General features: G+C 70.8%; 21 protein-coding genes and 1 pseudogene. 19 read left to right on the top strand and 3 right to left on the bottom strand.

The window, feature by feature from the left end; translation table 11 throughout:
• Positions 1 to 28 precede the first annotated feature (28 nt).
• From AB5J54_RS07560 to AB5J54_RS07520, 9 genes are all read left to right on the top strand, one after another.
• The gene (locus AB5J54_RS07560; protein ID WP_369149251.1) at positions 29 to 622 is read left to right on the top strand and encodes a nicotinamide riboside transporter PnuC; all 594 of its coding nucleotides are present in this window, start codon (positions 29 to 31) and stop codon (positions 620 to 622) included.
• Complete coding sequence (locus tag AB5J54_RS07555) at positions 619 to 1,899, top strand: bifunctional 3,4-dihydroxy-2-butanone-4-phosphate synthase/GTP cyclohydrolase II (protein ID WP_369143122.1); 1,281 nt, start codon at positions 619 to 621, stop codon at positions 1,897 to 1,899. Before AB5J54_RS07560 ends, AB5J54_RS07555 begins: the two co-directional genes overlap by 4 nt.
• 46 nt (positions 1,900 to 1,945) lie before the next feature.
• Positions 1,946 to 2,431: a 6,7-dimethyl-8-ribityllumazine synthase gene (ribH, locus tag AB5J54_RS07550; RefSeq protein WP_024760819.1), complete on the top strand. Its 486-nt coding sequence runs from the start codon at positions 1,946 to 1,948 to the stop codon at positions 2,429 to 2,431.
• A gap of 35 nt (positions 2,432 to 2,466) precedes the next feature.
• Entirely contained in the window at positions 2,467 to 2,739 is a 273-nt protein-coding gene (locus AB5J54_RS07545; RefSeq protein WP_369143121.1) for a phosphoribosyl-ATP diphosphatase, read from the top strand.
• A gap of 60 nt (positions 2,740 to 2,799) precedes the next feature.
• Positions 2,800 to 3,648, top strand: a complete 849-nt coding sequence (gene hisG / locus AB5J54_RS07540) for an ATP phosphoribosyltransferase (protein ID WP_369143120.1) — start codon at positions 2,800 to 2,802, stop codon at positions 3,646 to 3,648.
• A gap of 75 nt (positions 3,649 to 3,723) precedes the next feature.
• Positions 3,724 to 4,176 (top strand): PH domain-containing protein, encoded by a 453-nt coding sequence (locus tag AB5J54_RS07535; protein WP_369143119.1) that lies wholly within the window; start codon positions 3,724 to 3,726, stop codon positions 4,174 to 4,176.
• Positions 4,177 to 4,450: 274 nt separating this feature from the next.
• The gene (locus AB5J54_RS07530; RefSeq protein WP_369143118.1) at positions 4,451 to 5,923 is read left to right on the top strand and encodes a hemolysin family protein; all 1,473 of its coding nucleotides are present in this window, start codon (positions 4,451 to 4,453) and stop codon (positions 5,921 to 5,923) included.
• Complete coding sequence (locus AB5J54_RS07525) at positions 5,920 to 6,984, top strand: hemolysin family protein (protein WP_369143117.1); 1,065 nt, start codon at positions 5,920 to 5,922, stop codon at positions 6,982 to 6,984. The genes AB5J54_RS07530 and AB5J54_RS07525 overlap by 4 nt, the downstream gene beginning before the upstream one ends.
• A gap of 87 nt (positions 6,985 to 7,071) precedes the next feature.
• A complete protein-coding gene (locus AB5J54_RS07520) occupies positions 7,072 to 8,214 on the top strand; it encodes a CapA family protein (RefSeq protein WP_369143116.1) in 1,143 nt (380 codons plus the stop codon).
• Positions 8,215 to 8,347: 133 nt separating this feature from the next.
• Here AB5J54_RS07520 and AB5J54_RS07515 read toward each other — a convergent pair whose 3' ends face one another.
• Positions 8,348 to 10,267 carry an AAA family ATPase gene (locus AB5J54_RS07515; RefSeq protein WP_369143115.1) on the bottom strand — a complete coding sequence of 640 codons (1,920 nt, stop codon included), beginning with the start codon at positions 10,265 to 10,267 and terminating at the stop codon, positions 8,348 to 8,350.
• A 331-nt stretch (positions 10,268 to 10,598) separates the two neighbouring features.
• Positions 10,599 to 11,228 (bottom strand): uridine kinase, encoded by a 630-nt coding sequence (locus tag AB5J54_RS07510; protein ID WP_369143114.1) that lies wholly within the window; start codon positions 11,226 to 11,228, stop codon positions 10,599 to 10,601.
• A 202-nt stretch (positions 11,229 to 11,430) separates the two neighbouring features.
• On the opposite strand from AB5J54_RS07510, the gene AB5J54_RS07505 reads away from it, so the two are divergent.
• The gene (locus AB5J54_RS07505) at positions 11,431 to 12,834 is read left to right on the top strand and encodes a peptidase C39 family protein (protein WP_369143113.1); all 1,404 of its coding nucleotides are present in this window, start codon (positions 11,431 to 11,433) and stop codon (positions 12,832 to 12,834) included.
• Here the strand turns inward: AB5J54_RS07505 and AB5J54_RS07500 are convergent.
• On the bottom strand, positions 12,782 to 12,970 hold the full coding sequence (locus AB5J54_RS07500; RefSeq protein WP_369149250.1) for a hypothetical protein: 189 nt from the start codon (positions 12,968 to 12,970) through the stop codon (positions 12,782 to 12,784). The two genes, AB5J54_RS07505 and AB5J54_RS07500, sit on opposite strands and share 53 nt — an antisense overlap.
• A 53-nt stretch (positions 12,971 to 13,023) precedes the next feature.
• Here AB5J54_RS07500 and AB5J54_RS07495 point away from each other — a divergent pair, with 53 nt between their 5' ends.
• The 9 genes and pseudogenes from AB5J54_RS07495 to AB5J54_RS07455 all read left to right on the top strand — a co-directional run bounded on the left by AB5J54_RS07495 (position 13,024) and on the right by AB5J54_RS07455 (position 25,927).
• Complete coding sequence (locus tag AB5J54_RS07495) at positions 13,024 to 13,203, top strand: hypothetical protein (RefSeq protein ID WP_369143112.1); 180 nt, start codon at positions 13,024 to 13,026, stop codon at positions 13,201 to 13,203.
• 411 nt (positions 13,204 to 13,614) lie between these two features.
• Positions 13,615 to 18,174, top strand: coding sequence for a ricin-type beta-trefoil lectin domain protein (locus tag AB5J54_RS07490; protein WP_369143111.1), 4,560 nt, complete (start codon positions 13,615 to 13,617; stop codon positions 18,172 to 18,174).
• Complete coding sequence (locus tag AB5J54_RS07485; RefSeq protein WP_369143110.1) at positions 18,167 to 18,589, top strand: hypothetical protein; 423 nt, start codon at positions 18,167 to 18,169, stop codon at positions 18,587 to 18,589. Before AB5J54_RS07490 ends, AB5J54_RS07485 begins: the two co-directional genes overlap by 8 nt.
• Positions 18,590 to 18,800: 211 nt before the next feature.
• Positions 18,801 to 18,941, top strand: a pseudogene (locus AB5J54_RS07480) (peptidase C39 family protein); the annotation flags it as partial.
• A 245-nt stretch (positions 18,942 to 19,186) separates the two neighbouring features.
• On the top strand, positions 19,187 to 20,113 hold the full coding sequence (locus tag AB5J54_RS07475) for an ABC transporter permease (RefSeq protein ID WP_369143109.1): 927 nt from the start codon (positions 19,187 to 19,189) through the stop codon (positions 20,111 to 20,113).
• A gap of 60 nt (positions 20,114 to 20,173) precedes the next feature.
• A complete protein-coding gene (locus AB5J54_RS07470) occupies positions 20,174 to 21,970 on the top strand; it encodes an ABC transporter substrate-binding protein (RefSeq protein ID WP_369143108.1) in 1,797 nt (598 codons plus the stop codon).
• A gap of 35 nt (positions 21,971 to 22,005) precedes the next feature.
• Positions 22,006 to 22,998, top strand: a complete 993-nt coding sequence (locus AB5J54_RS07465; RefSeq protein ID WP_369143107.1) for an ABC transporter permease — start codon at positions 22,006 to 22,008, stop codon at positions 22,996 to 22,998.
• Positions 22,995 to 24,836, top strand: coding sequence for a dipeptide ABC transporter ATP-binding protein (locus AB5J54_RS07460; protein ID WP_369143106.1), 1,842 nt, complete (start codon positions 22,995 to 22,997; stop codon positions 24,834 to 24,836). Before AB5J54_RS07465 ends, AB5J54_RS07460 begins: the two co-directional genes overlap by 4 nt.
• 122 nt (positions 24,837 to 24,958) lie before the next feature.
• A complete protein-coding gene (locus tag AB5J54_RS07455; protein WP_369143105.1) occupies positions 24,959 to 25,927 on the top strand; it encodes a MetQ/NlpA family ABC transporter substrate-binding protein in 969 nt (322 codons plus the stop codon).
• Positions 25,928 to 25,967: the final 40 nt, after the last annotated feature.

Raw genomic sequence — 25,967 nt, 5'->3', positions numbered from 1 at the left:
GGCGTTCACCGTCTTCGGCCAGCACATCATGTGGTCCGACATGATCGGCAACACGATCGGACTCATCGCGCTCGCGCTCGGCTGGCGCCGCTCCATCCTCACCTGGCCCGCCCAGCTGCTCTCCGGCGTCATCCTCGTCGGCGCCTACGCCTCCGCCCACCTCTCCGGCGGCGTCGGCAAGCAGCTCCTCGTCATCGGCGTCGCCGCCTGGGGCTGGTGGCAGTGGAACCGCGGCAAGCAGCAGGCCCAGGACGGCTCCATCGCCGTCCGCTTCGCCACCTGGAAGGAGCGCGGTCTGCTCCTCGCCGGCGCGGCCCTCGGCACCCTCGCCGTCGGCGGCCTCTTCACCCTCTACCCGTCGCTGTCCTGGAGCCCCTGGGCCGACGCGTACATCTTCGTCGGCACCCTCGTCGCGATGATCGCCCAGGCCCGCGGCCTCGTCGAGTTCTGGTTCGCCTGGCTCCTCGTCGACCTCGTCGGCGTCCCCCTCGCCTTCAACAGCGGCCTCGCCTTCTCCGGCCTCGTCTACGTCATCTACTTCGCCCTCGTCATCTGGGGCATGCGCGACTGGTGGCTCCGGACGCGCACCGCCCCCGCCGCTCTGGAAGGAGTCCACGCATGAGTGCCGCCCTTCCCCTCTGGGACGCCACCGACCTCGCCCTCGACCCCGTCGAGCAGGCCATCCGCGACATCGCCGCCGGCCGGCCCGTCGTCGTGGTCGACGACGAGGACCGCGAGAACGAGGGCGACCTCGTCATCGCCGCCGAGAAGGCCACCCCCGAGATCGTCGCCTTCATGATGAGCGAGTGCCGCGGCCTGATCTGCGCCCCCATGGAGGACGAGGAGCTGCAGCGCCTCGAACTCCCGCAGATGGTCGAGCACAACACCGAGTCGATGCGCACGGCCTTCACCGTCTCCGTCGACGCGTCCCCCGCCCACGGCGTCACCACCGGCATCTCCGCCGCCGACCGCGCCACCACCCTGCGGATGCTGGCCTCCGGCACCCACGAGCCCTCCGACTTCGTCCGCCCCGGCCACATCTTCCCGCTGCGCGCCAAGCCCGGCGGCGTCCTCGTCCGCAACGGTCACACCGAGGCCGCCGTCGACCTGGCCCGCCTCGCGGGCCTCCGCCCGGCCGGCGCCATCGTCGAGATCGCCGGCGAGGACGGCGTGATGCTGCGGCTGCCCGAGCTGGTCCCCTTCGCCCGCAAGCACGGCCTGACGATCATCTCCATCGAGGACCTGATCGCCTACCGGCGCTCCGCCGAGCCCACCGTCCGCCGCGAGGCCGAGGTCCACCTCCCCACCGCGCACGGCGAGTTCACCGCGTACGGCTACCGCTCCACCGTCGACGGCGTCGAGCACGTCGCCCTCGTCCACGGCGAGATCGGCGACGGCGAGGACGTCCTCGTCCGGGTCCACTCCGAGTGCCTCACCGGCGACATCTTCCACTCCCTGCGCTGCGACTGCGGCCCCCAGCTGCAGGCCTCCATGGACCGCATCACCGAGGCCGGGCGCGGAGTCGTCGTCTACCTGCGCGGCCACGAGGGCCGCGGCATCGGCCTGCTGTCCAAGCTGCGCGCGTACGAGCTCCAGGAGCAGGGCCGCGACACCCTCGACGCCAACCTGGAGCTCGGGCTGCCCGCCGACGCCCGCGACTACGCGGCCGGCGCGCAGATCCTCGGCGACCTCGGCGTCCGCACCCTGCGCCTGATGACCAACAACCCCGACAAGATCGACGCCCTCACCCGGCACGGTCTGCGGGTCGAGGGCCGCGAGCCCATGCCGGTCCAGGCCGGCGAGCACAACCTCCGCTACCTGCGCACCAAGCGGGACCGGATGGGGCACGACCTGCCCTGGCTGGACGGCTCCCCGGCCTCCACCTGCAACAACCAGTGATCACGTACGTACGAACCTGTTACACGGCTAATCGGCTAGGAGAGACATGAGCGGCAAGGGCGCACCCGTCCTCAGCGTGAAGAACTGCGGCGACCTGCGGGTCGCGGTCATCGCGGCGCAGTGGCACGAGAAGATCATGGACGGTCTCGTCGACGGCGCCCTGCGCGCCCTCAGCGAGCTGGGCATCGACGAGCCGACGCTCCTGCGCGTGCCCGGCAGCTTCGAGCTCCCGGTCGTGGCGAAGGTGCTCGCCGGGCGCGGCTACGATGCCATCGTGGCGCTCGGCGTCGTCATCCGCGGCGGAACGCCGCACTTCGAGTACGTGTGCCAGGGCGTCACCCACGGCCTCACCCAGGTCTCGATCGACACCGGCGTACCCGTCGGATTCGGTGTCCTCACCGTCGACAACGAGGAACAGGCGCTCGACCGCGCCGGCCTCGAGGGATCCTCCGAGGACAAGGGCCACGAGGCCGTCACCGCCGCCGTCGCCACCGCCACCACCCTGCGCACGGTCAGTGAGCCCTGGCGCTAGGCCCGCGCCCCTTACCCCGTACTCTTAGGACCATCATGGCGAACAAAAGCTTCGAAGAGCTCTTCTCCGAGCTCAAGCTCAAGGCAGAGACCGGCGACCCGGCCACCTCCCGCACGGCGGAGCTGGTGGGCAAGGGCGTCCATGCCATCGGCAAGAAGGTCGTCGAGGAGGCCGCCGAGGTCTGGATGGCCGCCGAGTACGAGGGCAAGGAAGCCGCCGCCGAGGAGATCTCGCAGCTGCTGTACCACGTCCAGGTGATGATGGTCGCCCGCGGGATCTCGCTCGACGACGTCTACGCCCACCTCTGAGCACCACCGAGAAAAGTTCCACACCCTCCCCAGAACTCCCAGGCAAAGGAAGCTCACCCCATGCTGCGCATCGCCGTCCCCAACAAGGGTTCCCTCTCCGGACCTGCGTCGGCAATGCTCCATGAGGCCGGCTACCGCCAGCGCAAGGAGTCCAAGGAGCTGGTGGTCGTCGACCCCGACAACGAGGTCGAGTTCTTCTACCTGCGGCCGAAGGACATCGCGATCTACGTCGCCTCCGGGAAGCTGGACATCGGCATCACCGGCCGTGACCTGCTCCTGGACTCCGGAGCCAGCGCCGAGGAGATCCTCCCGCTGAACTTCGGCCGCTCCACCTTCCGCTACGCCACCCGCCCGGGCACCGCGAACGGTCCCGAGGACTTCGGCGGCATGACGATCGCCACCTCCTACGAGGGCATCGTCGCCAAGCACCTCGCCGACCAGGGCATCGACGCCTCCGTCGTCCACCTGGACGGCGCGGTCGAGACCGCGATCCAGCTGGGCGTCGCCCAGATCATCGCGGACGTCGTGGAGACCGGCACCAGCCTGCGCAACGCCGGCCTGGAGGTCATCGGCGAGCCGATCCTGACCTCCGAGGCGGTCGTCATCCGCCGTCACGGCGCCTCGGACGACCACCCGCAGGTGCAGCAGTTCATGCGCCGCCTCCAGGGCGTCCTCGTCGCCCGCTCGTACGTGATGATGGACTACGACTGCCGCGCCGAGCACCTGGAGCAGGCCGTCGCCCTCACCCCGGGCCTGGAGTCGCCGACCGTCTCCCCGCTGCACAACGAGGGCTGGGTCGCCGTCCGTGCGATGGTCCCCGCCAAGGAGGCGCAGCGGATCATGGACGACCTGTACGAGATCGGCGCCCGCGCCATCCTCACCACCGCCATCCACGCCTGCCGCCTCTGACGGCGGCCGGCCCGCACCGTCCCACCAGGCACCGTCCCAGCGGGCGCTGTCTCACCAGGCACTGAGGAACCTCCGATGTCGCAGTCCCCGACGCCCTCCCTCCCGGTCACCTTCCGTCCCGGTCGCACCCGGGCGATCCTGCTGACCCTGGGCGTCACGATGTTCGTCGTCGTCACGGCCGTGGCGATGATGCTGGAGCGCCTCGGACCGGGGGAGCGCGCGAGCTTCGTCCTCACCGCCGTGCTGCTCTCCGGGGTCCTGGTCCTGCTGAGCCGCCCCAAGGTCGTGGCCGACGAGGACGGCGTGACGGTCGTCAACATCACCAGGAGCCGGCGCCTCGCCTGGGCGGAGATCCTCAAGGTCAACCTCCGCCCCGGCGACCCCTGGGTCTTCCTCGACCTGAGCGACGGCACGAGCCTGCCCGCCCTCGGCATCCAGCCCGGGATCGCCAAGGAATCGGCGATCCGCGACGCCCGCGCCCTGCGGGCCCTCGCGGACAGCCGCGGAACGAGCGCGGAAACCCGCTGAGACCCCGATCCGGCTTGGGGGAATCCCCGATCCGGGCCCGGGGCGGGCTGGGGGAAACCCCGATCCGTCCCCCATCCGGGGCCGACCCCCTGCCCTTCGGGGCGTTCCCGTGACTACTCTGGAGACGGTGGTGCCGAGCGGCACCACCGTCTCGCGTGTGCAGGGCCGCAGCCGCGGCCCGCGAGACCACCCTTCGACCCGAGGAGTGACTCCCTCCAGCAATGGACGGATCGTCCGGTAGTACCTGCGCCGCCCCCTCCCCGGAGGCGGCGGCATGATCGTCTCCCTTCTGCTGCTCTTCGCGGCCTTCCTCCTGATCCTCGCCAACGGCTTCTTCGTGGCCGCCGAGTTCGGTCTCGTGACCGTCGAGCGCGCCGAGGCCCAGCGGGCCGCTGACGCCGGCGACCGGCGCGCCCGCACCGTCGTCACCGCGCTGCGCGAGCTCTCCTTCCAGCTCTCCGGCACCCAGCTGGGCATCACCATCACCTCGCTGGTCGTCGGCATGCTCGCCGAGCCCGCGCTCGCCGGACTCCTCCACGCGCCGCTGACCGCGACCGGACTGCCCGAAGGGGCCGTCTCCGGGGTCTCCGTGGTGATCGGCATGCTGCTCGCCTCCGCCGTCCAGATGGTCGTCGGCGAGCTGGTGCCGAAGAACTGGGCGGTCTCCCGGCCGCTCCAGGTCGCCCGCTTCGTCGCCACCCCGCAGCGCCGCTTCTCGGCACTGTTCCGGCCGGTGATCTCCCTGCTCAACCGGGTCGCGAACAGCCTCGTACGGCTCCTGGGCGTCGAGCCCACCGAGGAGCTGGACTCGGTCCGCACCCCCGGCGAGCTCGTCTCGCTCGCCCGGCACTCGGCCGAGGCCGGCGCGCTCGAACAGGACACCGCCGACCTCTTCGTACGGACCCTGTCCCTCGGCGGCCTCACCGCCGAGCAGGTCATGACCCCGCGCGTGAAGGTCAGCGCCCTCCAGTGGGACGCCACCGCGGCCGACGTCCTCAACCTCACCCGGGCCACCGGCCTCTCGCGCTTCCCGGTCTACCGCGACCGCATCGACGAGATCGTCGGCATGGTCCACCTCAAGGACGCGCTCGCCGTCGCCCCGCACGCCCGCCTGCGCACCCCCGTCGGACGGATCGCGGTCCCGCCGCTCCTCGTCCCCGAGACGCTGCCCGCCCAGACGCTCCTGGAGCGGCTGCGCCGGGAACAGCCGATCGCGGTGGTCGTCGACGAGTACGGCGGCACGGCCGGTGTGGTCACCCTGGAGGACATCGTGGAGGAGCTCGTCGGCGAGGTCCGCGACGAGCACGACACCGCCGCCGACGGGCGGCCCGAGCTGGCCGCCGCGCCCGCCGAGGACGGCCGCCCCGCCTGGGAGGCCGACGGTTCCTGCCGCGTCCACACCCTGCGCCGGATAGGCCTCGACGTGCCCGACGGGCCGTACGAAACCGTCGCCGGGCTCGTCGCCGACCTCCTCGGGCGCATCCCGGCCCCCGGGGACCGTGCCGAGCTCCCCGGCTGGCGGCTCTCGGTGCGCCAGGTGGACCGCTACCGCGCGGAGCGGGTACGGATCGTCCGTACGGCCCCGGACGCGGACCAGGCCACGGCGACATCGGGCCCCGGCCCGGACCCGGCCGCGTCGGCCCCGGCCCTCGGCCCGGATCCGGTCGCGGCCGACCCGGCCTCCGGCCCTGACCCGGTCGCGGCGGCCGCCGCCTCCGCGCCCGTCGCGGTGGAGGCGGTCCGATGAGCACCCTGCAACTCCTCTTCGCCGTCCTCCTGGTCCTCGCCAACGGCTTCTTCGTCGGAGCCGAGTTCGCCCTCGTCTCCGTCCGGCGCAGCCAGATCGAGCCGCTCGGAGGCGCCAGGGCCAAGCAGGTCCTGCACGGCCTGGAGAACCTGCCGCAGATGATGGCCGCCGCCCAGTTCGGCATCACCGTCTGCTCCCTGACGCTCGGCGCCGTGGCCGAGCCGACCGTCGCCCACCTCCTCGAACCGGTCTTCCACACGGTCGGTGTCCCGGAGGGACTGATCCATCCGCTCGGCTACGTCATCGCCCTCGCCGCGGTCGTCTTCCTCCACCTCGTCATCGGCGAGATGGTCCCGAAGAACCTGGCGATGGCCGACCCCGAGCGCACCGCCCTCTGGCTCGCCCCCGGCCTCGTCGGCTTCGCCCGGCTCTGCCGGCCGGTCACGGCCGCCCTCGGCGCCTGCGCCCGGCTCGTCCTGAAGGCGTTCAAGGTCGAGCCGAAGGACGAGGTGGAGGCCGTCTTCACCAGCGCCCAGCTCGGCCGGCTCGTGGAGGACGCGGGTCAGGCGGGCCTGCTCGACCCGGTCGAGCAGGAGCGCCTGGAGGACGCCCTCGAACTGGGCAGCCGCCCGGTGACGGACGTCCTGATCGCCCCGGCCTCGCTCGTCACGGTCCCGCCGTCGGTCACCCCGCGCGAGATCGAGGAGCTGACCGTGCGGACCGGGTTCTCCCGCTTCCCGGTCCGCGCCGAGGGCCGGGCCACCTTCATGGGCTTCGTGCACGTGAAGGACGTCCTGGACCTGGACGAGCGGGAGCGGGCGGTGCCGCAGCGGCTGTGGCGCCCGATGGCGACGCTCCGCGCGGAGCTGCCGCTCGACGACGCCCTCACCGTGATGCGCCGCGCCGCCACCCATCTGGCGCAGGTCGCGGACGGCTCGGGCCGGGTCCTCGGCCTCGTCGCCCTGGAGGACGTCCTGGAGATGCTGGTGGGCGAGGTCCGCGACCCCGCGCACCGCGTCCAGCCGCAGTCCGGCCCGGCTCCGGTCCCGGCGCGGGGCTAGTATCCGGCAGGCCCGTGACGTCCGCCCTCGGGGCAGGACGTCACGGGTCCGTGCAGCGCCGGAGTGGCCCGCGACTAGCCTGGGAGCATGGGCGGCGGCGGTCTGACCGGGCTGTTCCTCTGCGGAGACGTGATGCTCGGCCGGGGAATCGACCAGATCCTTCCCCATCCGCTGGATCCCGCCCTGCCCGAGCGGTACGTACGGGACGCCCGCGACTACGTGGCCCTCGCCGAGGCGCGCTCCGGGCCCGTCCCGCGGCCGGTGGCCCCCACCTACCCCTGGGGCGAGGCGCTCCCGCTGATCGACGAGGCCGGGCCGGACGCCCGCGTGGTCAATCTGGAGACCTCCGTCACCCACCACGACGTGCCGGCGCCCGGCAAGGCCGTCCACTACCGCATGTCGCCGGCCGACCTGCCCGCGCTCAGAGCAGTCCGCCCCGACGTGGTCGTCCTCGCCAACAACCATGTCCTCGACTACGGGCGGCGCGGCCTCGACGACACCCTCGACGCCCTCGCCGGCGCCGGGCTGCGCACCGCGGGCGCCGGGCGGGACGCGGAGGAGGCGACGCGGCCCGCGGTGGTGCCGCTGCCGGGCGGACGCCGGCTGCTCGTCCACGCGCTCGGCCTGGCGTCCAGCGGGGTGCCCCGCGCATGGGCGGCCACCGAGCGCGGGGGAGGGGTGCACTACGCCGAGGGGCCGTACGACGAAGCCGCGACTCGGCTGGCCGGCCGGCTGCGCGCGGACCGGCGCCCCGGCGACCTGGTCCTCGTCTCGGTCCACTGGGGTTCCAACTGGGGCTACGCCCCGGACCGCGCCCAGGTCGCCCTGGGACACGCCCTCGTCGACGCAGGCGCCGACATCGTGCACGGGCACTCCTCGCACCACCCGCGGCCCCTGGAGGCGTACGGCGGCAGGCTCGTCCTGCACGGGTGCGGCGACCTCGTCAACGACTACGAAGGGATCTCCGGCCAGGAGCAGTACCGCGACGACCTGCGCCTGCTGTACTTCGTCACCGTCCACGACGAGGACGGCACCCTGGCGGAGGTCAGGCTCGTGCCGCTGCGCAGCCGACGGCTGCGGCTGGAACGGGCCCCGCGGCAGGACGCGCGATGGCTCCATGACGTGCTCGCCCGGATCAGCCGCCCCTTCGGCATGCGGGTCGACTCCACGCCCGGGGGAGACACCTTCACGGCCCGGCCTAGGCCGTCTCTTTCGGATCTTGCCGGTTAAGCCCGCGGCGTCTGGTGCCGTGCATCGCAAGGCGGAGGGTTGCCCGATTACTGGACGTACCTGGGCAGGCCCGACAACGCGGCGAGGTGCGGTGCCAGGCGTCGCGGGTCAGGCAAGATCCGGAAGAGACGGCCTAGTACCCCGGGGGCTCCTGCTGGGGGCCGCGGTCGACCGGGCCGCGGCCCGACAGGACCTCGCCGTACGCCTGCATGAGGTCGGCGAGCCGGAGGGTGGCGAGGTCCTCCCGGCTCGGGGTCCCCGGGTATCCGGAGAGCCGCAGGTCCCGGTAGGCGCAGGACTTCTCGTACAGGGTGCGCAGGAAGCGCCCGTTGCCGAGCTCGTCGATCCAGCCCTGCTCGACGACGTGCCCACTGATCGAACGGAGCTCGTCGAGGGCCTCCTCGTCCCAGCCGTCCCCGTTGGCCGAGGCCAGGACCTCGCCGATGGCGGTGAGTTCGAGCGGCCGGTACGAGGGGAAGTCGACCCGGGTGGTGAACCGGGAGGACAGACCGGGGTTGGTGCTGAGCAGCCGGTCCATGCCCTCGGGATAGCCGGCGAGGATGACGACGAGGTGGTCCCGGTTGTCCTCGGCCCGCTTCAGGAGCACCTGGAGGGCCTCGTCGCCGTACGCGTCGCCCTTGCTGTAGCCGGTGTTGGAGAGCGCGTACGCCTCGTCCACGAACAGTACGCCGCCGACCGCCGAGTCGATCAGCTCATTGGCCTTGACCGCCGTCTGGCCCAGGAACTCGCCGACCAGATCGGCCCGTTGGGCCTCCACGAGGTGGTCGCCGCCGAGCAGGCCGAGGGCGTAGAAGACCCGTCCCAGGATCCGGGCGACCGTGGTCTTCCCGGTGCCCGAGGGCCCGGAGAAGACGAAGTGGCGTTTGGGCGGCTGGACCGGAAGGCCCTGGCCGGCGCGGAGCCGCGCCATCTCCAGCTGCGCCGAGAGCGCCTTGACCTGGCGCTTCACCGGTTCGAGCCCGACCATGCCCTCCAGCTCGGCGAGTGCCTCCGCGAGGAGGACGGGGTCGGTGGGTCCGGCCGGGAAGCGCGGCGGCATCGGCTGACCGGGCAGCGGCGCCTTCTGCCGTACGGTCTCCGGGGACGCGACGGGCGCGGCCGGTGGCACCGGTTCGGGTGCGAGCCGCAGCCCGTCGCCGAGTCCGCCGGGGTCGGGCTCGGCGCCCGGCACGGTGTCCACCGCGTCCTGGCCGAGGCCGCCGCCGAGGGTGCCCATCGCCACCGTCGCGAGACCGGCCGGGTCGTCGATGCCGTCGTAGCCCTCGAAACCGTCGTACTCGGCGATCGCGGCGAGCCGGGCGGCGGTGTCCATGAACGCCGGGTCGATCCGGTGCACCGCCCGGTAGAGCGGCAGGGCGGCGGCGCTGCGCCCGGTGCCCTCGTGGGCGCGGGCGAGCCAGTAGCGCAGTTCCTTGCGCTGTGGCTGCTCGCTGCGGCACCGCATCAGGGAGGCGGAGAGGAGCGGCTCGGCCTGGCTGTACATCTCCAGGCGCACCCGGGCCATGCCGCCGAAGAGCCCGGCCTCGATGCCGAGCAGCGGATCGTCGACGAGGCTCTCGGTGTGCCGGACGAGCTGGTCCCAGTCCTTGACGAGATAGGCGCGGCAGGCGTGCAGGAAGCGGACCTGCGGGTCGGTGTCGACCGGGAGGAGGCCCGCGAGCGCGCGGTCGAGCTCGGGCACATGGCGGCCGTCGAGCCAGTGGGAGGCGTGCGCGAGCAGCAGGTCGCGCGGGCTCTCCAGGACCGGCTGGACCCACCAGCCCAGCCAGTACCAGGAGTTCAGGGTGCGCCGGTGCCGGGTCCGCTGCTCGCCGAAGCGGTCGCGGTTGCGGTACATGCGCAGCAGCGCGGTCGTGGTGTCGACCCGGAGCGCGTGCAGCCCGAGCCAGGCGTCCGCCATCCCGGGATCGATCCGTACCGCCGTCCGGAACTCGTCCTCCGCCTGCGGATACGCGCCCATCGTGTAGGCGTCGACTCCGCGGAGCCAGGCGAGCTCGGCCGGGGCCTGCGAGCCCTGCGTGCCGATGTCCATCGGGTCCCCCACAACCGTCTTCGCATGGACGGGATTTGACCGCACCTGGGGGCATCGTACCTGCGCAGGGGGTGGGTGCTTAAGGAGAAGCACATGATCCGGAAGCGGTGACCCTGGGTGAGCATCAGGGGTCGGGGAGGGGGTGGAAGAGGGTCCGGAGGGGGTCCGGAAGGGGCTTCCGAGGGCAGAACGAAGCCCCCGATCACGGGGGAACAACCGGGGGCTTCGTGTCTGCGGCAGCTCCGAAAAGCCGCACATTCAGAACGTAAGACCTGTCCGCCCCTTGGGTCAAGCGAAGTTGAGGCACTTGCGGAAGCGGACTTCCGCCCCCTCAGTTCACGGACAGGAAGCCATCACCGTGTGTGATGATCTGGTCCGCGCCCGCTGTCACGGACGGCCCGGGAAGCCAGTCGTACCCCTCCGGGCACTCCCGTACCAGGGTGTGGGCGAAGGGCCGGGAGGGGTCCTCCGCGAAATGGCGAGTCTCCGCCACGGTCCAGCCGTCCCAGAAGGAGGCCTGCTCATGACCGTCCCGCCGGCGCCCCCGCTCCCAGGACTCCTCGGCACCGCGCTCCATCCACAGCAGCCACGCCAGGAACGGCCTCAGCAACCGCCGGCCGGCGCCCACGCCCTCGACGAGGACCACCGGCGCCGGGGGCAGCGCCCGCGCCTCCCCGAAGCGCCGCAGCCGCCAGTCGTACGGGCGGTACGAGGCGGTCTCGCCGCGCGACAGCGGCTCCAGGACCTGCTCCCGCAGCCGGCCGGTCCACGCGAAGAGCTCCTCGTGGGTGGCGAGGTCGTCGAGGTGGAGGACGGGTGCGTCGCCGAGGGCGGCGGCGAGACGGGCCGCGAGGGTGGACTTGCCGGAGCCCGCGTGGCCGTCGACCGCGATCAGCCGGACCGGCCCGCAGGAAGGCGGCAGCCGGAGCAGCGCGTGGGCGGCGCGGTCGAGGTCGTTCATGGGGCCCAGGGTAGGGGAGGGGAGGACCGCCGCAGGTCAGCGAGGTACCGCCGCCAGTGGTGAAGACCAATATTGGTGCGGCGACGCGGGTCGAAGTGCTGGCGGAGGGCCCGTGGGAGCCGGGATAGTGGGCCCGCGCAGTCCCGCCGGCAGAGCTCCGTAGTTCCGTACGCCCACCGTTCTCGACTGGGGGTCACCGCCCATGACCAGCTCCACCCCGCGCAGAAGCGTCCTGGCCGCGGCGCTCGCGGCCGCCGCGGGGACGGCCGCCGCCGGCTCCGCCTCCGCGGCCGTCCCCACCGCAGCCACCGGCCCCGACTGCGCCGTCTCCGACTGCGCGGCCGACGGCGGCGAGCGGGGCCACGCGCCCGCCGCCGGTCTTGTCGACAACCGCTTCTGGTCCTCGTACACCGACTGGAGGTGCGGCACGGCGGCCGGTACGAAGGCGGTCGCCGGACGTCGCCCCGGCCTGGTCCTCGCCACCCCCGCCGGCCGCCTCGACTACACCGACCCGCACACCGGCCGCACCTCCGCCTGGGAGTACGCGAGCTGGACCTCGCCCGTCCACACCCCGGCCGTGCCCGCCACCGAGGTCATCGCCTCCTGGAACGCCGAGACGCCCGCCGGCACCTGGCTCCAGGTCGAACTGTCCGGCACCTACTCGGACGCCGGCACCACCCCCTGGTACGTGCTCGGCCGCTGGGCCTCCGGCGACGACGACATCCGCCGCACCTCGGTCGACGACCAGACCGACGGCAGGAGCACCGTCTGGACCGACACCTTCGCCATCGACGACGCGGCGAGCGGCCTGCGGCTGAGCTCGTACCGCCTCCGTCTGACGCTGTACCGCACCCCGGGCAGCGACCTCACCCCCACGGTGTGGCGGCTGGGCGCGATGGCCTCGGACATCCCGGACCGCTTCACCGTCCCGGCCTCCGAGCCGGGCCCGGACCACGAGCTGACCGTCCCGCGCTACTCCCAGAACACCCACGTCGGCCAGTACCCCGAGTACGACAACGGCGGCGAGGCCTGGTGCAGCCCGACCTCCTCCCAGATGATCGTCGAGTACTGGGGACGCACGCCCACGGCCGAGCAGCTGGCCTGGGTGAACCCGGCCTTCGCCGACCCGCAGGTCTGCCACGCGGCCCGCTTCACCTACGACCACCAGTACCAGGGCTGCGGCAACTGGCCCTTCAACGCCGCCTACGCGGCCTCCTATCCCGACATGAACGCCGTGGTCACCCGGCTCCGCTCGCTCACGGAACTCGAATCGCTGGTCTCGGCCGGCATCCCGGCCATAACGTCCCAGTCCTTCCGCAAGGAGGAACTGACGGGCGCCGGCTACGGCACCTCGGGCCACCTGATGACCGTCATCGGCTTCACGCCCGACGGCGACATCATCGCCAACGACCCCGCCTCACCCAGCAACGAGGCTGTCCGCAGGGTCTACCGACGGCGCGAGTGGGAGAACATCTGGCTGCGGACCAAGCGCTATGACGCAAACGGCAAGGTCAGAGGCGGTACGGGGGGTGTCTGCTACATCTTCTGGCCGGTCAAGTCAGCACCAAGTCAGCACCGCGCACTGCAGGCACTCGGCCTGGTGTGAGCATGTGCGGTCCGACGGTCGTCTCGACGACCTGACGGCAGCGCTCCTGGCCGTCCTGAGTGAGGTGGCCGTACCGGTCCACCGTGACCTTGATCGAACGATGTCCGAGCCAGCGAGACACCTCGTGAATGGACACTCCGTTGGTCAGGGCCACGGTGGTCCATTTGTGCCGCAGGTCGTGAGGGTTGTGTGGACCCGGACCCAGGCTTCCGCCTCCTCGTCCAGTTCCCCTCGACGTACGACGTTGCCGTCCTCGACGCCCGGTGTACGGGCTACCGGGAGCTCTCCGAACGCCTCGGCTACGGCCTGGACCACGTCGACAACCGTTCGTATGTCGGGCATCCAGGACCTACGCCCGCCTGGATCTAGGGCGACTTCCGGCCGATCTATGCCCAGTAGTCGGCGCCGTTCGCATCTCTTTTTCACAGGCTTCACACAGGCAACACTGCTTGTGAGCTTGACGATTGCGTGCGACACACCGCGAGGTCTCCGGCAATCGGTTTCCGTTCCGTGTTCCGCACTCCACGGTCGCCCCTTGCCGAGTGCTGGTTACTCGGGGTTGAGTAGCGTCGTGCGCGCATCGGGGACTGACCATCCCATCGTGATGCGCACGTCATCGGCGGTCGGGGGGACTGTGCCGCCACGGGGACGAACGGCATCGTCGTGTCGCGATGTCGGCTCACTGTGAACGTCACCCGGGTCACCCCTGCCTGCCCTCGTTCGCTGTGAAGGATGCTCTTCTTGCGGTTCAAACCGGGGTTGTTCACCTCTAGATCACGCTTGTCCACCACGCTCACCACCGCCATCACGTCCGTCGCCGCCCTGGCCGTCCTCGGTGGTGTGGCCGTCCGGCCCGACCTGGCCGTGCCGGGCGCCGAACCGGACATGGCCGCGGTGGCCGACTCGTACGACGGCTACGACGCCAAGGCGGCTCAGCAGCTGCGTGAGGACCAGTGCCTGGGCACCGAGGCCCTGCGCATGGGTGGGCCCAACGTCTTCGCCCTCGCGCAGAGTTCCCTCGTACTGCCGCCCGATCAGCTTCACAAGAAGCTTGAGCGGGACATCTTCAGCGGCAATATGACTCCGCTGCGCGAGGCCGCGAACGCGGACCAAGCCCTCACGGAGCAGTGGCTCGACAAGGTCCAGAAGCAGGGCTACGCGTGGTCGAGCGCCGCCAGTCTGGACTCCTACCCCAACGCACCGCGGGACCCGGACAAGATCTTCGAGAAGACCGGGCTGCGCCCGTGGCTGTACCAGTCGTACTGGGACCCGATGACGGTGTTCAACCCCTTCTACGACTCCTCGCCCACCGCCGACGACAGGACGAAGGCCTCCGCTCTCACGATCGGCGACGCCCTCTACACCAGTGGCGGGACGCCGCAGGAGAAGGAGGCATGGGCGCTGTGGAAGAAGAACTCGGGGAAGGTCGAGCCCAACCAGTACTTCGTGCCTCGGGTGTTCGCCGATGACGCGCGCATCTTCCTCGGCTCCGGAGGTTTCCCCCGTACGGCTCCGGAGCCGGACAGCCCGGAGTTCCGGATCGCGGTCGAGGACCTGAAGGCCCGCTTCGGGGCCTGTGGCTGGCACGACCCGATCGACCCGAACAAGGTCCTCGGCAAGCAGGTGGCGCAGGCCGCCGCCGAGTGGCAGCAGGAGATCGCCGGCCAGGCCACGCAGCGGCAGCAGATCCTCACCGCCGGCAAGGACGCCACGAAGGCGCTGCAGGACGGCACGTACGCCCTCAGTCTGCTCCTCGGGCAGTCGTGGCTCGCCGACTACTACACCCGCTGGCAGGACCACTGGACCTCCGGTGGTGTGGGCTGGATCGGCAACGGCTACACGGTGATCGAGGTGCCTGGCGCGCCGGGCAAGTGCCTGGACGTCCAGGGCGGCGGCAAGACCAACGGAACGCCGGTCCAGATCCACACCTGCAACAACACCGCCGCGCAGAAGTGGCAGCTCGAAGGTGGCGAGGAGGATCTGCACCTCCGCAACGTCAACTCGTTCAAGTGCCTGGACGTGGCCGGGAACGCGTCGGCCAACGGTACGAAGATCCAGATCACGGACTGCTACAGCACCAAGGGCCAGTCATGGAAGGGCGACGTCCGTGCCGCCTCGCCCCTGAAGAGCCTGACCACGGGTAAGTGCCTGGACCTGAGCGCGTTCACCGTCGGCACGGACACGCGGCTGTGGGACTGCAAGGGCACCAGCGCGCAGAAGTACTTGATCAAGCCGACCGGGGAGAAGGGAGCCGGCAGCACTCCCTACCCGGTCAAGGCGCAGTTCGACGCGGCGAAGAAGGGCCTCGCCGACGCCCAGGCCGCCGCGAAGACTCACTTGGCCACGGTCAAGGCCCAGTTGGAGAGTGTCAAGAAGTCGGCCACGTCCTCCGACGCGGCTGTGCAGGCCGCGTACGGCATCGCGGACGCCACCGGCGCCCCGCGTGGCCGCGGTCTTCTGGTCGGCCAGCAGAAGGCCCAGATCACCAAGGGTGCCGTCGCCGCTCTGACGGCGATGGTGAAGGCCGGCGAGACCGCCGAGGCCGCCACCAGGGCCGCCGCGGGCGACAGCGCGACCATCACACAGCGCGCTCTCGCGCAGGCCGCGCAGGTCAACGCCGAGTTCCGCAAGGAAGCCGCGCACACCGCCGAACTGCAGGCGAAGGCGGCGGCCGACGCGGCCAAGCTGCACCGTGACAACGCCAAGAAGGAAAAGGAGACGGCGGAGGCGAAGCTCACCGTCGCCCTCAAGGCCGAGGGCGACGCCAAGGCGGCCGCCGCCGACGCACACGCGAAGCGTCTTGCGGCCGAGTCCGAGGAGGCCAAGGCGAAGTCGGAGAAGGACACCGCCGCCGTCAAGCAGAACGAGGCCGCCCAGCACAAGAAGACGGCCCAGACCGAAGCAGCGAACGCCGAGGAAGCCAGGGGGAAGGCCGAGGCAGCCGAGAAGACCGCGGTCGCGCGCAGGAGCGACGCGGTCAAGGCGCGCGAAGACGCCAAGGCCAAGCGGGACGACGCCTGGGACGCCGAGCAGAAGGCCGAAGCCGCCCGCGCCAAGGCCGACGCGAAGGAAGCCTACGCGCGCTCCCTGGACGCCGGCGCGGACGCCGACGCCGCCCGTGCCGCCGCGGACGCGGCGAACCGGCACGCGAACGACGCCGAGGCCGCCGCGGGCCGGGCCCGTACCGCTGCGGACGCGGCGACCCGGGCGGCGGCTGAGGCGGACGCCGCGGCCACCCGCGCCGAAGCGGCCGCCAAGCGGTCCCGCGCTGACGCGGACGCCGCCCAGGCCGCCAAGCTGAAGGCCGATGCCGCGGTGAAGACCGCGACCAGCGCCGCCGCGGACGCCATCAAGGCCTCCCAGTCCGCCGCCGAGGAGGCTCGGACCGCCGTCAGGCTGGCGGATGAGGCGGAGAAGCTGGCCAAGACCGCCAAGACCCAGGCGAACGAGGCCAACAAGGAGGCTGTCAAGGCCATCGCCGCCGCCGCGAAGGCGGCCGGCTTCGCGCACGTCACCGCGCAGGCCGCCGTGGACGCGGGCAACGCCGCCGTACAGGTCGCCAAGCCCGCCAACGACGCGATCCAGCTCGGCTCGCCGTACGTCACCACCGACTCGGCCGCCGGCCTCGTCGTGCTGACCGGGCAGGCATCCAAGACGATCGCCGACCAGCAGAAGGCCGTCGCCGACGCCCACGCCCAGAACGCGCAGGCGGAGGCCGCGGCCGCCAAGAACATCGCCGACCAGGCGTCCGGCGACGCGAAGCTCGCCTACCAGTACGCGGCCAACGCCGCCGGACACGCGGCGACCGCCCGCACCTACTCCAAGGAGGCCCTCGGGTACGCGGCCGACGCCGCCGCGGCCGCAGCGAAGGCCGCGGCGTCGCTGGCCCGCACCGTCGAGTACGACCGCAAGGCCGCCGAGGACGCTGCGGCCGCCGACAAGGCCGCCGGCCGCGCCGAAGGCTACGCCGGGCAGGCCCGCGACTCCGCCGACCAGGCCGCCCTCGACGCCCAGGCCGCCCGCGAGGCCGCCACCGCGGCCGAGCAGTCCGCCAAGGACGCGCGGGCGGCTGCCGACCGTGCCGACGCCGCCGCCACCGAAGCCGAACAGGCCGCCAAGGACGCCGCCGCATACGCCAAGGAGGCCCAGGAAGCGGCCGACAGGGCCGAGAAGGCCGCGAAGACGAAGCAGATCGGCACGGGAACCGTCGTCGACGAGCAGGGCGGCTCCATCGGCAACATGTTCTATGTCGTCGACCACATCGAGAACATCGGCGACCCGCAGACCGTGCGGAAGACGGAGGGCTGCGACGGCTGGATCGACAAGCTCGCCTATACGGGCAACTGCACGATCACGGTGAAGATCCGGTTCAAGGCAGTCCTCGACCTCTACCTGTGCTCGACGCCGGAGCTGAACCCGTCGAAGGCCACGTGCCCCGCCGACGCGACGGTGTACCTGGGCGAGTACCCCACCAAGGAACTGTCCCAGGAGGTCACGCACAACATCACGATCGCCGAGTACCAGGCGAACATCGACCCGGTGGACATCCTCTTCGGGGGCTGGATCAGGTGCGCCCAGAAGATCGCCCCCGGCGGTGAGGACGGAAGCTGGGGCGGCTGCGGCTGGGCCGCCCTGGACGTCGTGACCCTGTTCGCGGGCAAAGCCCTCAGGCCCATCGCGGACGCGGTCATGGCGGTGGACGCCGCGGCGAGGACGGGCATCGCCTTCGCCGACGCCTTCAAGGCCCTGCGTGCCCTCGGCCTGAGCGAAGAGGTTGTCCTCCGTATCGGGGTAAAGGGCCTCGACGAGTACATCAGGACCTGCACCAAGGTCCGCGCACCTCTGGCCGCACGGGCGTCCACCGCGGCCGCGGTCGAGGGGTGCCCCACGGGGCTGGTCCGCTACAACGGTGACGAGATGAGCCGACTGGCGTACCAGTTCAGGGTGGAGTCCGGATACTACGACGCGGCTCACAATGTTGCCGTCGCGAAGGTACCAGGATGGAACGACCCCAAGACCGGTGATTTCGTCATAGCCAACAGCAAGTTCAGTGGACACGCGGAGACGGAACTCCTGGACAAGCTGAAGACGAAGGGATTCGAGGCCAGCCAGATCAAGGCCCTGTACACCGAGCGGCAGCCCTGCCCGGACTGTGCCTCTGCCTTGTTGGGAGCCCTCGAGAAGGGCACACCTGTCACTTGGTCCGTCCCCTACCACCCTTCCTACGCGAGTTCGGCGAAGGAAATCCTTGCCGGATACATTCAGAGGGCCGGAGGGAACCGCGTGGCGCGCTCGGCGGCCAACGGTCACCAGGATGAGGAACGAGAAGCACATGAATGACACCGAGTTCGACCTGCCCCCCAAAGCCCCGCGGGAAGTCATCGCCGAACGGAATGCTGTGGCCGACGAGGTCTGCCGTGCACTGGCCGAAGCCGGACTTCCCGTCCACCGGGGTGACGTCAGCGGAGGCCCGTTGCGCGAGCCCGGTGCGGACGTCCACGTGGACCTGCTTGTCGAAGGCGGGGTGTACGTGGACTGGAGGGCGGATACGGAGTTGCGGACCACCGCCGCGGACCTTTTCGCGAAGGGGATCGACTACGCGGATCCGCCTCCGGTCGTGCGCCACTTCGAGAACGTTCAGAAGTCCATGCAGAAAGCCCTGTTGGAAATCCTCGACTCGGCCGGATTCCAGGTCGAGGAATCGGACCCTTTCACGCACGGAAGTGCGGTGTACGTGAAGGGTTTCCGACCCTGATCCACTGCGCGTCGGGCCCGACGGCCTGAAGCAACGGAAACCCCCGCCGGGCGACCCCAGCGGGGGTTTCTTCGTCGTCCTCGCTCGACGGTCCAGGCTCCCGCGAGGGGCCCGGAGTCAGCTGCGCTCGATTTGCCTCGCGCGGTCCGTGCCTCTGACCTGCATGTTTGTGCGGGAGGGCGTCGCGTGGTGGGTGGCGCCCTCCCATTTGGAGAACATCTGGCTCCGCACCAAGCGCTACGACGCGAACGGCAAGGTCAGAAGCGGGACGGGTGGTGTCTGCTACCTCTACTGGCCGGCCAAGCCCTCGGCGAGTCAGCGGCGCGTGCTGGAGTCGCTGGGTCTGGTGTGATGCTCGTCTCCCGCGATGGGGTGATTCGTGGTGATTGGTGAGCATCTCTGTTGCGACGGCATGAACGGAGAAACATTCCAGTAATCGCAGGCAATATCGCCGATTCACCTTGAAATCTGATGCGTTGCAGCCGTGTGGATCTTTCGATCTAATGTCCGACGTTCGGAGCGGTAACCCCGCTCCGGTGCGATCCAGGGCGCTCCACCACAGTCGGTGCGCCCCAGGCAAGTCGGGAGTACGGCAGCGTGGCAGCGGTATCGGTGGTGGACGCGTTCCGGCGTGATCGAGTCGGGATCCTCTCGCTCTGCGTCGTGGCGTTCTTCGTGCTCCTCGCCGTCACGGCGCCCCTCATCGCCCTCCTCTACGGCAAGAACCCCACCGAGCGCTACGGCCAGAACGAGGCCGGCCTGCTGAGCCCTGAAGGTCTTCCCCTGCTGCCCAACGGCGGCATCTCCGCCCAGTACTGGTTCGGCATCGAGCCGGGCCTCGGCCGGGACGTCCTCACCCAGCTCCTCTACGGCATCCGCACCTCCCTGCTGATCGCCTTCGCCTCGGTCGCCGTGGTCGCCGCCGTCGGAGTGGTCGTCGGCGTGACCGCGGGCTATCTCAGCGGCCTCGCCGACAGGGCGTTCACCTTCGTCTGCAACGTCCTGCTCGCCTTCCCCGCCCTGCTGCTCCTGCTCACGCTGGGCCCGGTCATCCAGACCCGCTTCGTCGGACCCGACGAGAACGAACCCGCCTGGATGCAGTTCACCGTTCTCGTCCTCGTCTTCTCCGCCTTCGGCTGGGTACCGCTCGCGATGGTGCTGCGCACCCTCGTACGCGCCCTGCGCGAGCGGGAGTTCGTCGAGGCGGCCCGGGCCCTCGGTGCGAGCCGGCGGCACGTCGTCTTCCGGGAACTGCTGCCGAACGTATGGGCGCCGGTACTCGTCCACGTCACCCTCGCCCTGCCCGCGATCGTCACCACCGAGGCCGCGCTGTCCTTCCTGGGCGTCGGCATCAGCGAACCCATTCCCGACTGGGGCCGCATGATCTCGCGGGGCTCCGAGGTCTTCTACGACGACCCCACCTACATGGTGTTCCCCGGCGTCTCGCTCCTCCTCTTCGTCCTCGCCGTCAACCTCCTCGGCGACGCCGTACGGGACGCGATCGACCCGCACACCGTTCGCTGAACCTCCGCGACTTCCTTCCACCTCCCCGAGCAACACCCGTACACGACAACGGAGTCAGTCATGCCCGCATTCACCCCACGTGTCGCAATAGTCCCGGCCCTCGCCACCGCCGCCGCCCTTCTGCTGTGCTCCTGCTCCGCGGGCGCGGGCACGGAAGCCGGCACGGGCGCGGGCAAGAGCAGGAACAGCACCGCGGCCAAGAGCGGGCAGCGGCTGACCGCCACCCTCGGCACCGCCGAGGACAGCCGGGGCCCCGCCCCCGAGCTCCCCGGCGCCCGCAAGGGCGGCACCGTCACCGTCGCCAACGAGGACGACTTCTCCCACCTCGACCCGCAGAAGATCTACGCCGGCGAGAGGTACAGCACCTCGCTGCTGTGGGGCCGGCAGCTCACGCAGTACCAGGTCGTCGACGGCAGGCCCAGGCTGGTCGGTGACCTCGCCACCGACACCGGGACCTCCTCCGACGGCGGCCGCACCTGGACGTACCACCTGAAGGACGGCATCGCCTGGGAGGACGGCAAGCCCGTCACCGCGCAGCAGGTCAAGTACGGCATCGAGCGCACCTTCGCCCCCGGCTTCGAGGTCGGCCCCACCTACTGGCAGCCGTGGCTCACCGGCACCAAGGACCTCACCGCGGCGGTGAAGAAGTACGGCGGCCCCAAGAAGGACGGCGATCTCAAGGCCATCGAGACGCCCGACGACAAGACCATCGTCTTCCACTTCCCCCAGCCGCAGTCCGACGTGCCGTACATGGCCGCCCAGTCCTCCTCCTCGCCGGTCCGCGAGGACAAGGACACGGGCACCGGCTACGACGTGAAGCCCTTCGCCACCGGGCCGTACAGGATCGTCGAGCACAAGCAGAACCAGAGCCTCACCCTGGAGCGCAACCCGTACTGGAAGCCGGAGACGGACTCGATCCGGCACGCCTACCCGGACCGCTTCGAGTTCACCTTCGGCAAGGCCGCCCTCAACACCGCGCAGGAGGTGTTCAACGGCCAGGGCACCGGCGCGACCACGCTCACCACCAAGGACCAACTGCCCCCGGAGCTGATCTCGACGGTCGAACGCGACCCCGCCAAGCGCAAGCTCGTCGTCTCCGGCAGCAAGGGCGCCTACACCCAGGACCTGTACATCAGGAACGACCGGGTCACCGATCCCGAGGTCCGCAAGGCCATCCACTACCTCTTCCCGCGCGAGCAGGCCCGCCAGGTCCTCGGCGGCCGCTACGCCGGCGACTTCGCGACCACCCTCTCCTCGCCGGCCGTCGTCGGCTGGAAGAAGTACGACCTCTACCCCGTCGCCCCCGCCGGTGACATCGCCAAGGCCAAGGAACACCTGGCCAAGGCGGAGACGAAGGTCACCAAGCTGACGTACGCGTACCCCACCGAGAGCCCGGCGGACGACCAGGTCGCCCAGGTCCTCGCCGACGCCTTCGCCAAGGCCGGCATCGAACTCGTCCTGAAGGGCCTTCAGCCCGGCGCGTTCAACGACCAGGTCTTCGGCGGCGACGACAGCCCGTACGACCTGTTCCTGTCCACCAACTCCGTGGACTGGCCCACCCCGTCGACCCTGCTTCCCCTCGGCTACGAGAGCCACCTGGACGCGGTGTCCAACCCCATCCGCTACGGCAACCCGCAGGTGGACAAGGAACTGGCCCGCATCGCGAAGATCGGTGACGCGCAGCAGAAGGCCGAGGAGCTGATCAGCCTGGAGGAGACGGTCATGAAGGACGTCCCCCTGGTGCCCTTCCTCTACAAGAGCACCTCCCAGTTCCGCGGCAAGGACATCGGCGGCGCCGCCACCCACCCGATCTACGGCGTCACGGCCCTGGCCGACGTGTACGTCGACAAGTCCTGACCTCCGGCGACACGAACCCCCGACCTCCCGCGATCATGACCCGATACCTCCTCAAGAGGGTCGCGCAGGCCGTGGCGGTGCTCCTCGCGATCACCGCCACGACCTTCGGGCTCTTCTACGCCGCCCCCTCCGACCCGGCCCGGATCGCCTGCGGTCCCCAGTGCGACAGCGCACAGCTCGCGGCCGTCCGTACGAGCATGGGACTCGACCAGCCGGTCGTCTCCCAGTTCACCGACTACGTCGGCGGCATCGTCACCGGCCGCACCATCGCGGACGTCGACGGCACCCCGATCCCCTGCCCCGCCCCCTGCCTCGGCTACTCCTACACCCTGCACCAGCCGGTCCTGGCCGCCCTCCAGGACCACCTCCCGGTGACCGTCTCCCTCGCGGTCGGCGCCCTCGCGGTCATCCTCGTCCTCGGCGTCGGCTCGGGCCTGGTGGCGGCGCTGCGCCGGGGCACGGCGACCGACCGACTCCTGTCCGGCTTCAACCTGCTGGGCGCCAGCGTCCAGATCTACTTCCTCGGCTACATGCTGCTGCTCCTGCTCGTCTACTCCACGGGCCTGTTCGAACCCCCGGCCTACGTCCCCTTCACCGACCGGCCCGCCCGGTGGGCCCTGGGCCTGATCCTGCCGTGGCTGGTCCTGGGCTTCGTCAACGCGGCCGTCTTCGCCCGCCTGACCCGCTCGCAGATGCTGGAGACGATGCACCACGGGTACGTCCGCACGGCCCGCGCGAAGGGCCTGGGCACCGTGCGCGTCCACCTGAAGTACACCGCGCGCGGAGCGGCCGGCCCGCTGGTGCAACTGCTCGGCCTGGAGGTCGGGGCCCTGTTCGGCGGCGCGTTCATCACCGAGACCGTGTTCGGACTCGGCGGCATCGGCAAGCTGGCCGTCGACGCGGTCAACGACAACGACCTGCCCACCGTCGTCGGCACGGTGCTCCTCGCCGCATTCTTCGTCGTCGTGTTCGTCGCCCTGGCCGACCTCGTCGTCGCCTGGCTGGATCCCCGAGTGAGGCTCGCATGAGCGACCAGCCCGCCCTGCGCGTCCAGGACCTGGCCGTCACCTTCACCACCCCGCGCGGCCCCGTGCCGGCCGTCCGGAACATCTCCTTCGACCTGGACCCGGGCGAAGTCCTCGGCCTGGTCGGGGAGTCGGGCTCCGGAAAGTCCACCGTCGGCCTCGCCGCCCTCGGCCTGCACGACCCGGCCCGCACCCGCGTCGAAGGGAGCATCCGCCTCGCCGGCCACCCGGCCGAACTGGTCGGCGCACCCGAGTCCGTCCTCACCCGGATCCGGGGCGACCAGGTCGCGATGGTCTTCCAGGACGCCTTGGACGCGTTGTCGCCGTACCACACGATCGGCGCGCAGATCGCCGAGGCCTACCGCGTCCACCACCCGAAGGCCGGCCGCAAGGAAGCCCGGGAACGGGCGGCGGCCGTACTGGAACGGGTCGGCATCCCCGCCGCCAGGGCATCGGACCACCCCCACCACCTGTCGGGCGGCATGCGTCAACGGGTCGTCATCGCCATGGCGCTGATCAACGACCCGGCCGTCCTGATCGCCGACGAACCGACCACGGCACTGGACGCCAGGGTCCAGCGCCAGGTCCTCGACCTGATCCGCCGACTCCAGGCGGAGACCGGAACGGCCATGGTCCTCATCACCCACGACGTGGGCGTGGTCGCGGAGACCTGCCACCGCATGCTCGTCCTGCGCGGCGGGGAGACCGTGGAGGAGGGCACCACGGAACACCTCCTGACCGCACCCGCCCACCCCTACACGCGGGCCCTGATCGGCGCGGCCCCCACCCTGCACACCACTCCCGGCACACGCCTTGCCACGGTCGACGACCCGGAACCGAAACCACGGTCGAACCCGGAACCGAAACCACGGTCGAACCCGGAACCGGAACCACGGTCGAACCCGGAACCGAAACCACGGTCGAACCCGGAACCGAAACCGCCGACGAACCCGGACCGCGACTCGAAGTCGGATCCGGAGCCGCCGGTGAAGGCCGGACTCCGTACCGCTACCGGCTCCGGAGTCCTGGCCGAACTGCACGAGCTGCGCGTGGACTACCCGGGCCGCCGCCGAGGCCACACCCATCCCGCGGTGAAGGGCGTGAGCCTGCACGTGGCGCACGGCGAGACCCTCGGTCTCGTCGGCGAGTCCGGCTCCGGCAAGTCCACGATCGCCAGAGTCCTGGCCGGACTGCGCCGCCCCACCGGCGGAGAGGTCCGCTTCGAGGGAAGGGACATCTCGAAGGCCGCGACCGACGCGCGACTGCGCCGCGAGCTGAGCCGGGACGTCCAGCTGGTCTTCCAGGATCCGTACGCGTCGCTGAACCCGCGCCGCACGGTGGAACAGATCCTCGCGACGCCGCTGCGCATCCACACCGACCTGGACCGAGCCCGGCGGAAGGAACGGGCGGCGGAACTGCTGGAACAGGTGGGCCTGTCGGCGTCCCACCTCTCCCGCCACCCGCACGAGTTCTCCGGCGGCCAGCGCCAGCGCATCGGAATCGCCCGCGCTCTGGCCGTCCGGCCGCGCCTGATCGTCGCCGACGAACCGGTCTCCGCGCTGGACGTCTCCATCCAGGCGCAGGTCCTGAACCTGCTCATGGACCTGCGCGAGGAACTCGGCCTCTCGCTGCTCTTCATCTCCCACGACCTCGCGGTGGTACGGCACTTCTGCGACCGGATCGCGGTCCTGAAGAAGGGCGAACTGGTGGAGGTGGGTCCGAGAGACGCCGTCTTCGAGGCGCCGACCGCCCCCTACACCAAGGAACTGCTGGCCGCGTTCCCGCAGAACCGCCTGCTCACCGGCGGCAGGGCCGCACAGCGCGTCCCGTCCCACCCGTGACCGAACCCGATCCCACGCAGAGCCCGATCCCACGCAGAGCCCGAGCCCGATCCCAAGCAGAACCCTCCCAAGCAGCACCCCAGCCCACGAAGAATCCGATCCCGAGAAGAAGAGCGACTCTCATGACGAACGCACCGACCGAGCCCGGTTCCGCCCCCGCCCCCGAACTCCCCGACAAGCCGACGGGCAGGAGAACCGGGCTCATCACCGGAATCGCCCTCGGCGCCGTGGCCGTGGTCGCGGCGGCGGCCGTGCTGATCTCCCACGTCGCGGGCGGTACACCGGACGCGGGTGCGTCCGGGCGGGTCACCGTGAAGATCGGTACGACCGACGCGAGTTCGGACACGTGGCCCGTCCTGAAGGAGCTCGCCGCCAAGGAGGGCATCGACATCCAGCCGGTCAACTTCACCGACTACACACAGCCCAACCCGGCACTGTCGCAGAAGCAGACCGATCTGAACCTGTTCCAGCACCTGTTCTACCTGGCGAACTACAACGTGGCGAACCACGACACCCTGACTCCCATCGGGTCGACGGTGGTCGTGCCGCTGAGCCTCTACTCCAAGAAGCACACGTCGCTCGGGGAGATCCCGGAGGGCGGGCGGATCGCGATCCCCAACGACGCGGTCAACCAGGCCCGGGCGCTGCTGGTGCTTCAGCAGGCCGGCCTGCTGAAGCTGAAGGGCGGCGGGACGGCGCTGTCGACGCCGGCCGAGGTGGACACCGCGGCGTCGAAGGTCGAGGTGACCCCCGTCGACGCCTCCCAGACCGTGGCCTCTCTGCCCTCCGTCGACGGCGCAGTGATCAACAACAACTTCGCCCTCGACGCCAAGCTGGACCCGTCGAAGGCCCTCTACGGCGACGACCCGTCGAAGCCCGCGGCCGAGCCGTACATCAACGTCTTCGTCTCCCGCGCGGCCGACAGGAACAACCCCACCTACCTGAAGATCGCCAAGCTCTACCACGACGCGTCGGTGATCAAGGCGGAGCGTGCCGAGTCCAAGGGAACCGCGGTGATCGTGGACCGTCCGAAGGCCGACCTGGAGCGCATCACCGCCTCCCTGGAGAAGGCGGTACGCGCGGCGCAGTGACATCAGCGCCCCGGGGGCGTCCCCTCGCGGACGCCCCTCT

It is taken from the genome of Streptomyces sp. R44, assembly GCF_041053105.1.
Taxonomy (GTDB): Bacteria; Actinomycetota; Actinomycetes; order Streptomycetales; family Streptomycetaceae; genus Streptomyces.
The sequence above is the reverse complement of the archived record's forward strand: the minus strand, read 5'-3'. Positions and strand labels throughout refer to the sequence as shown.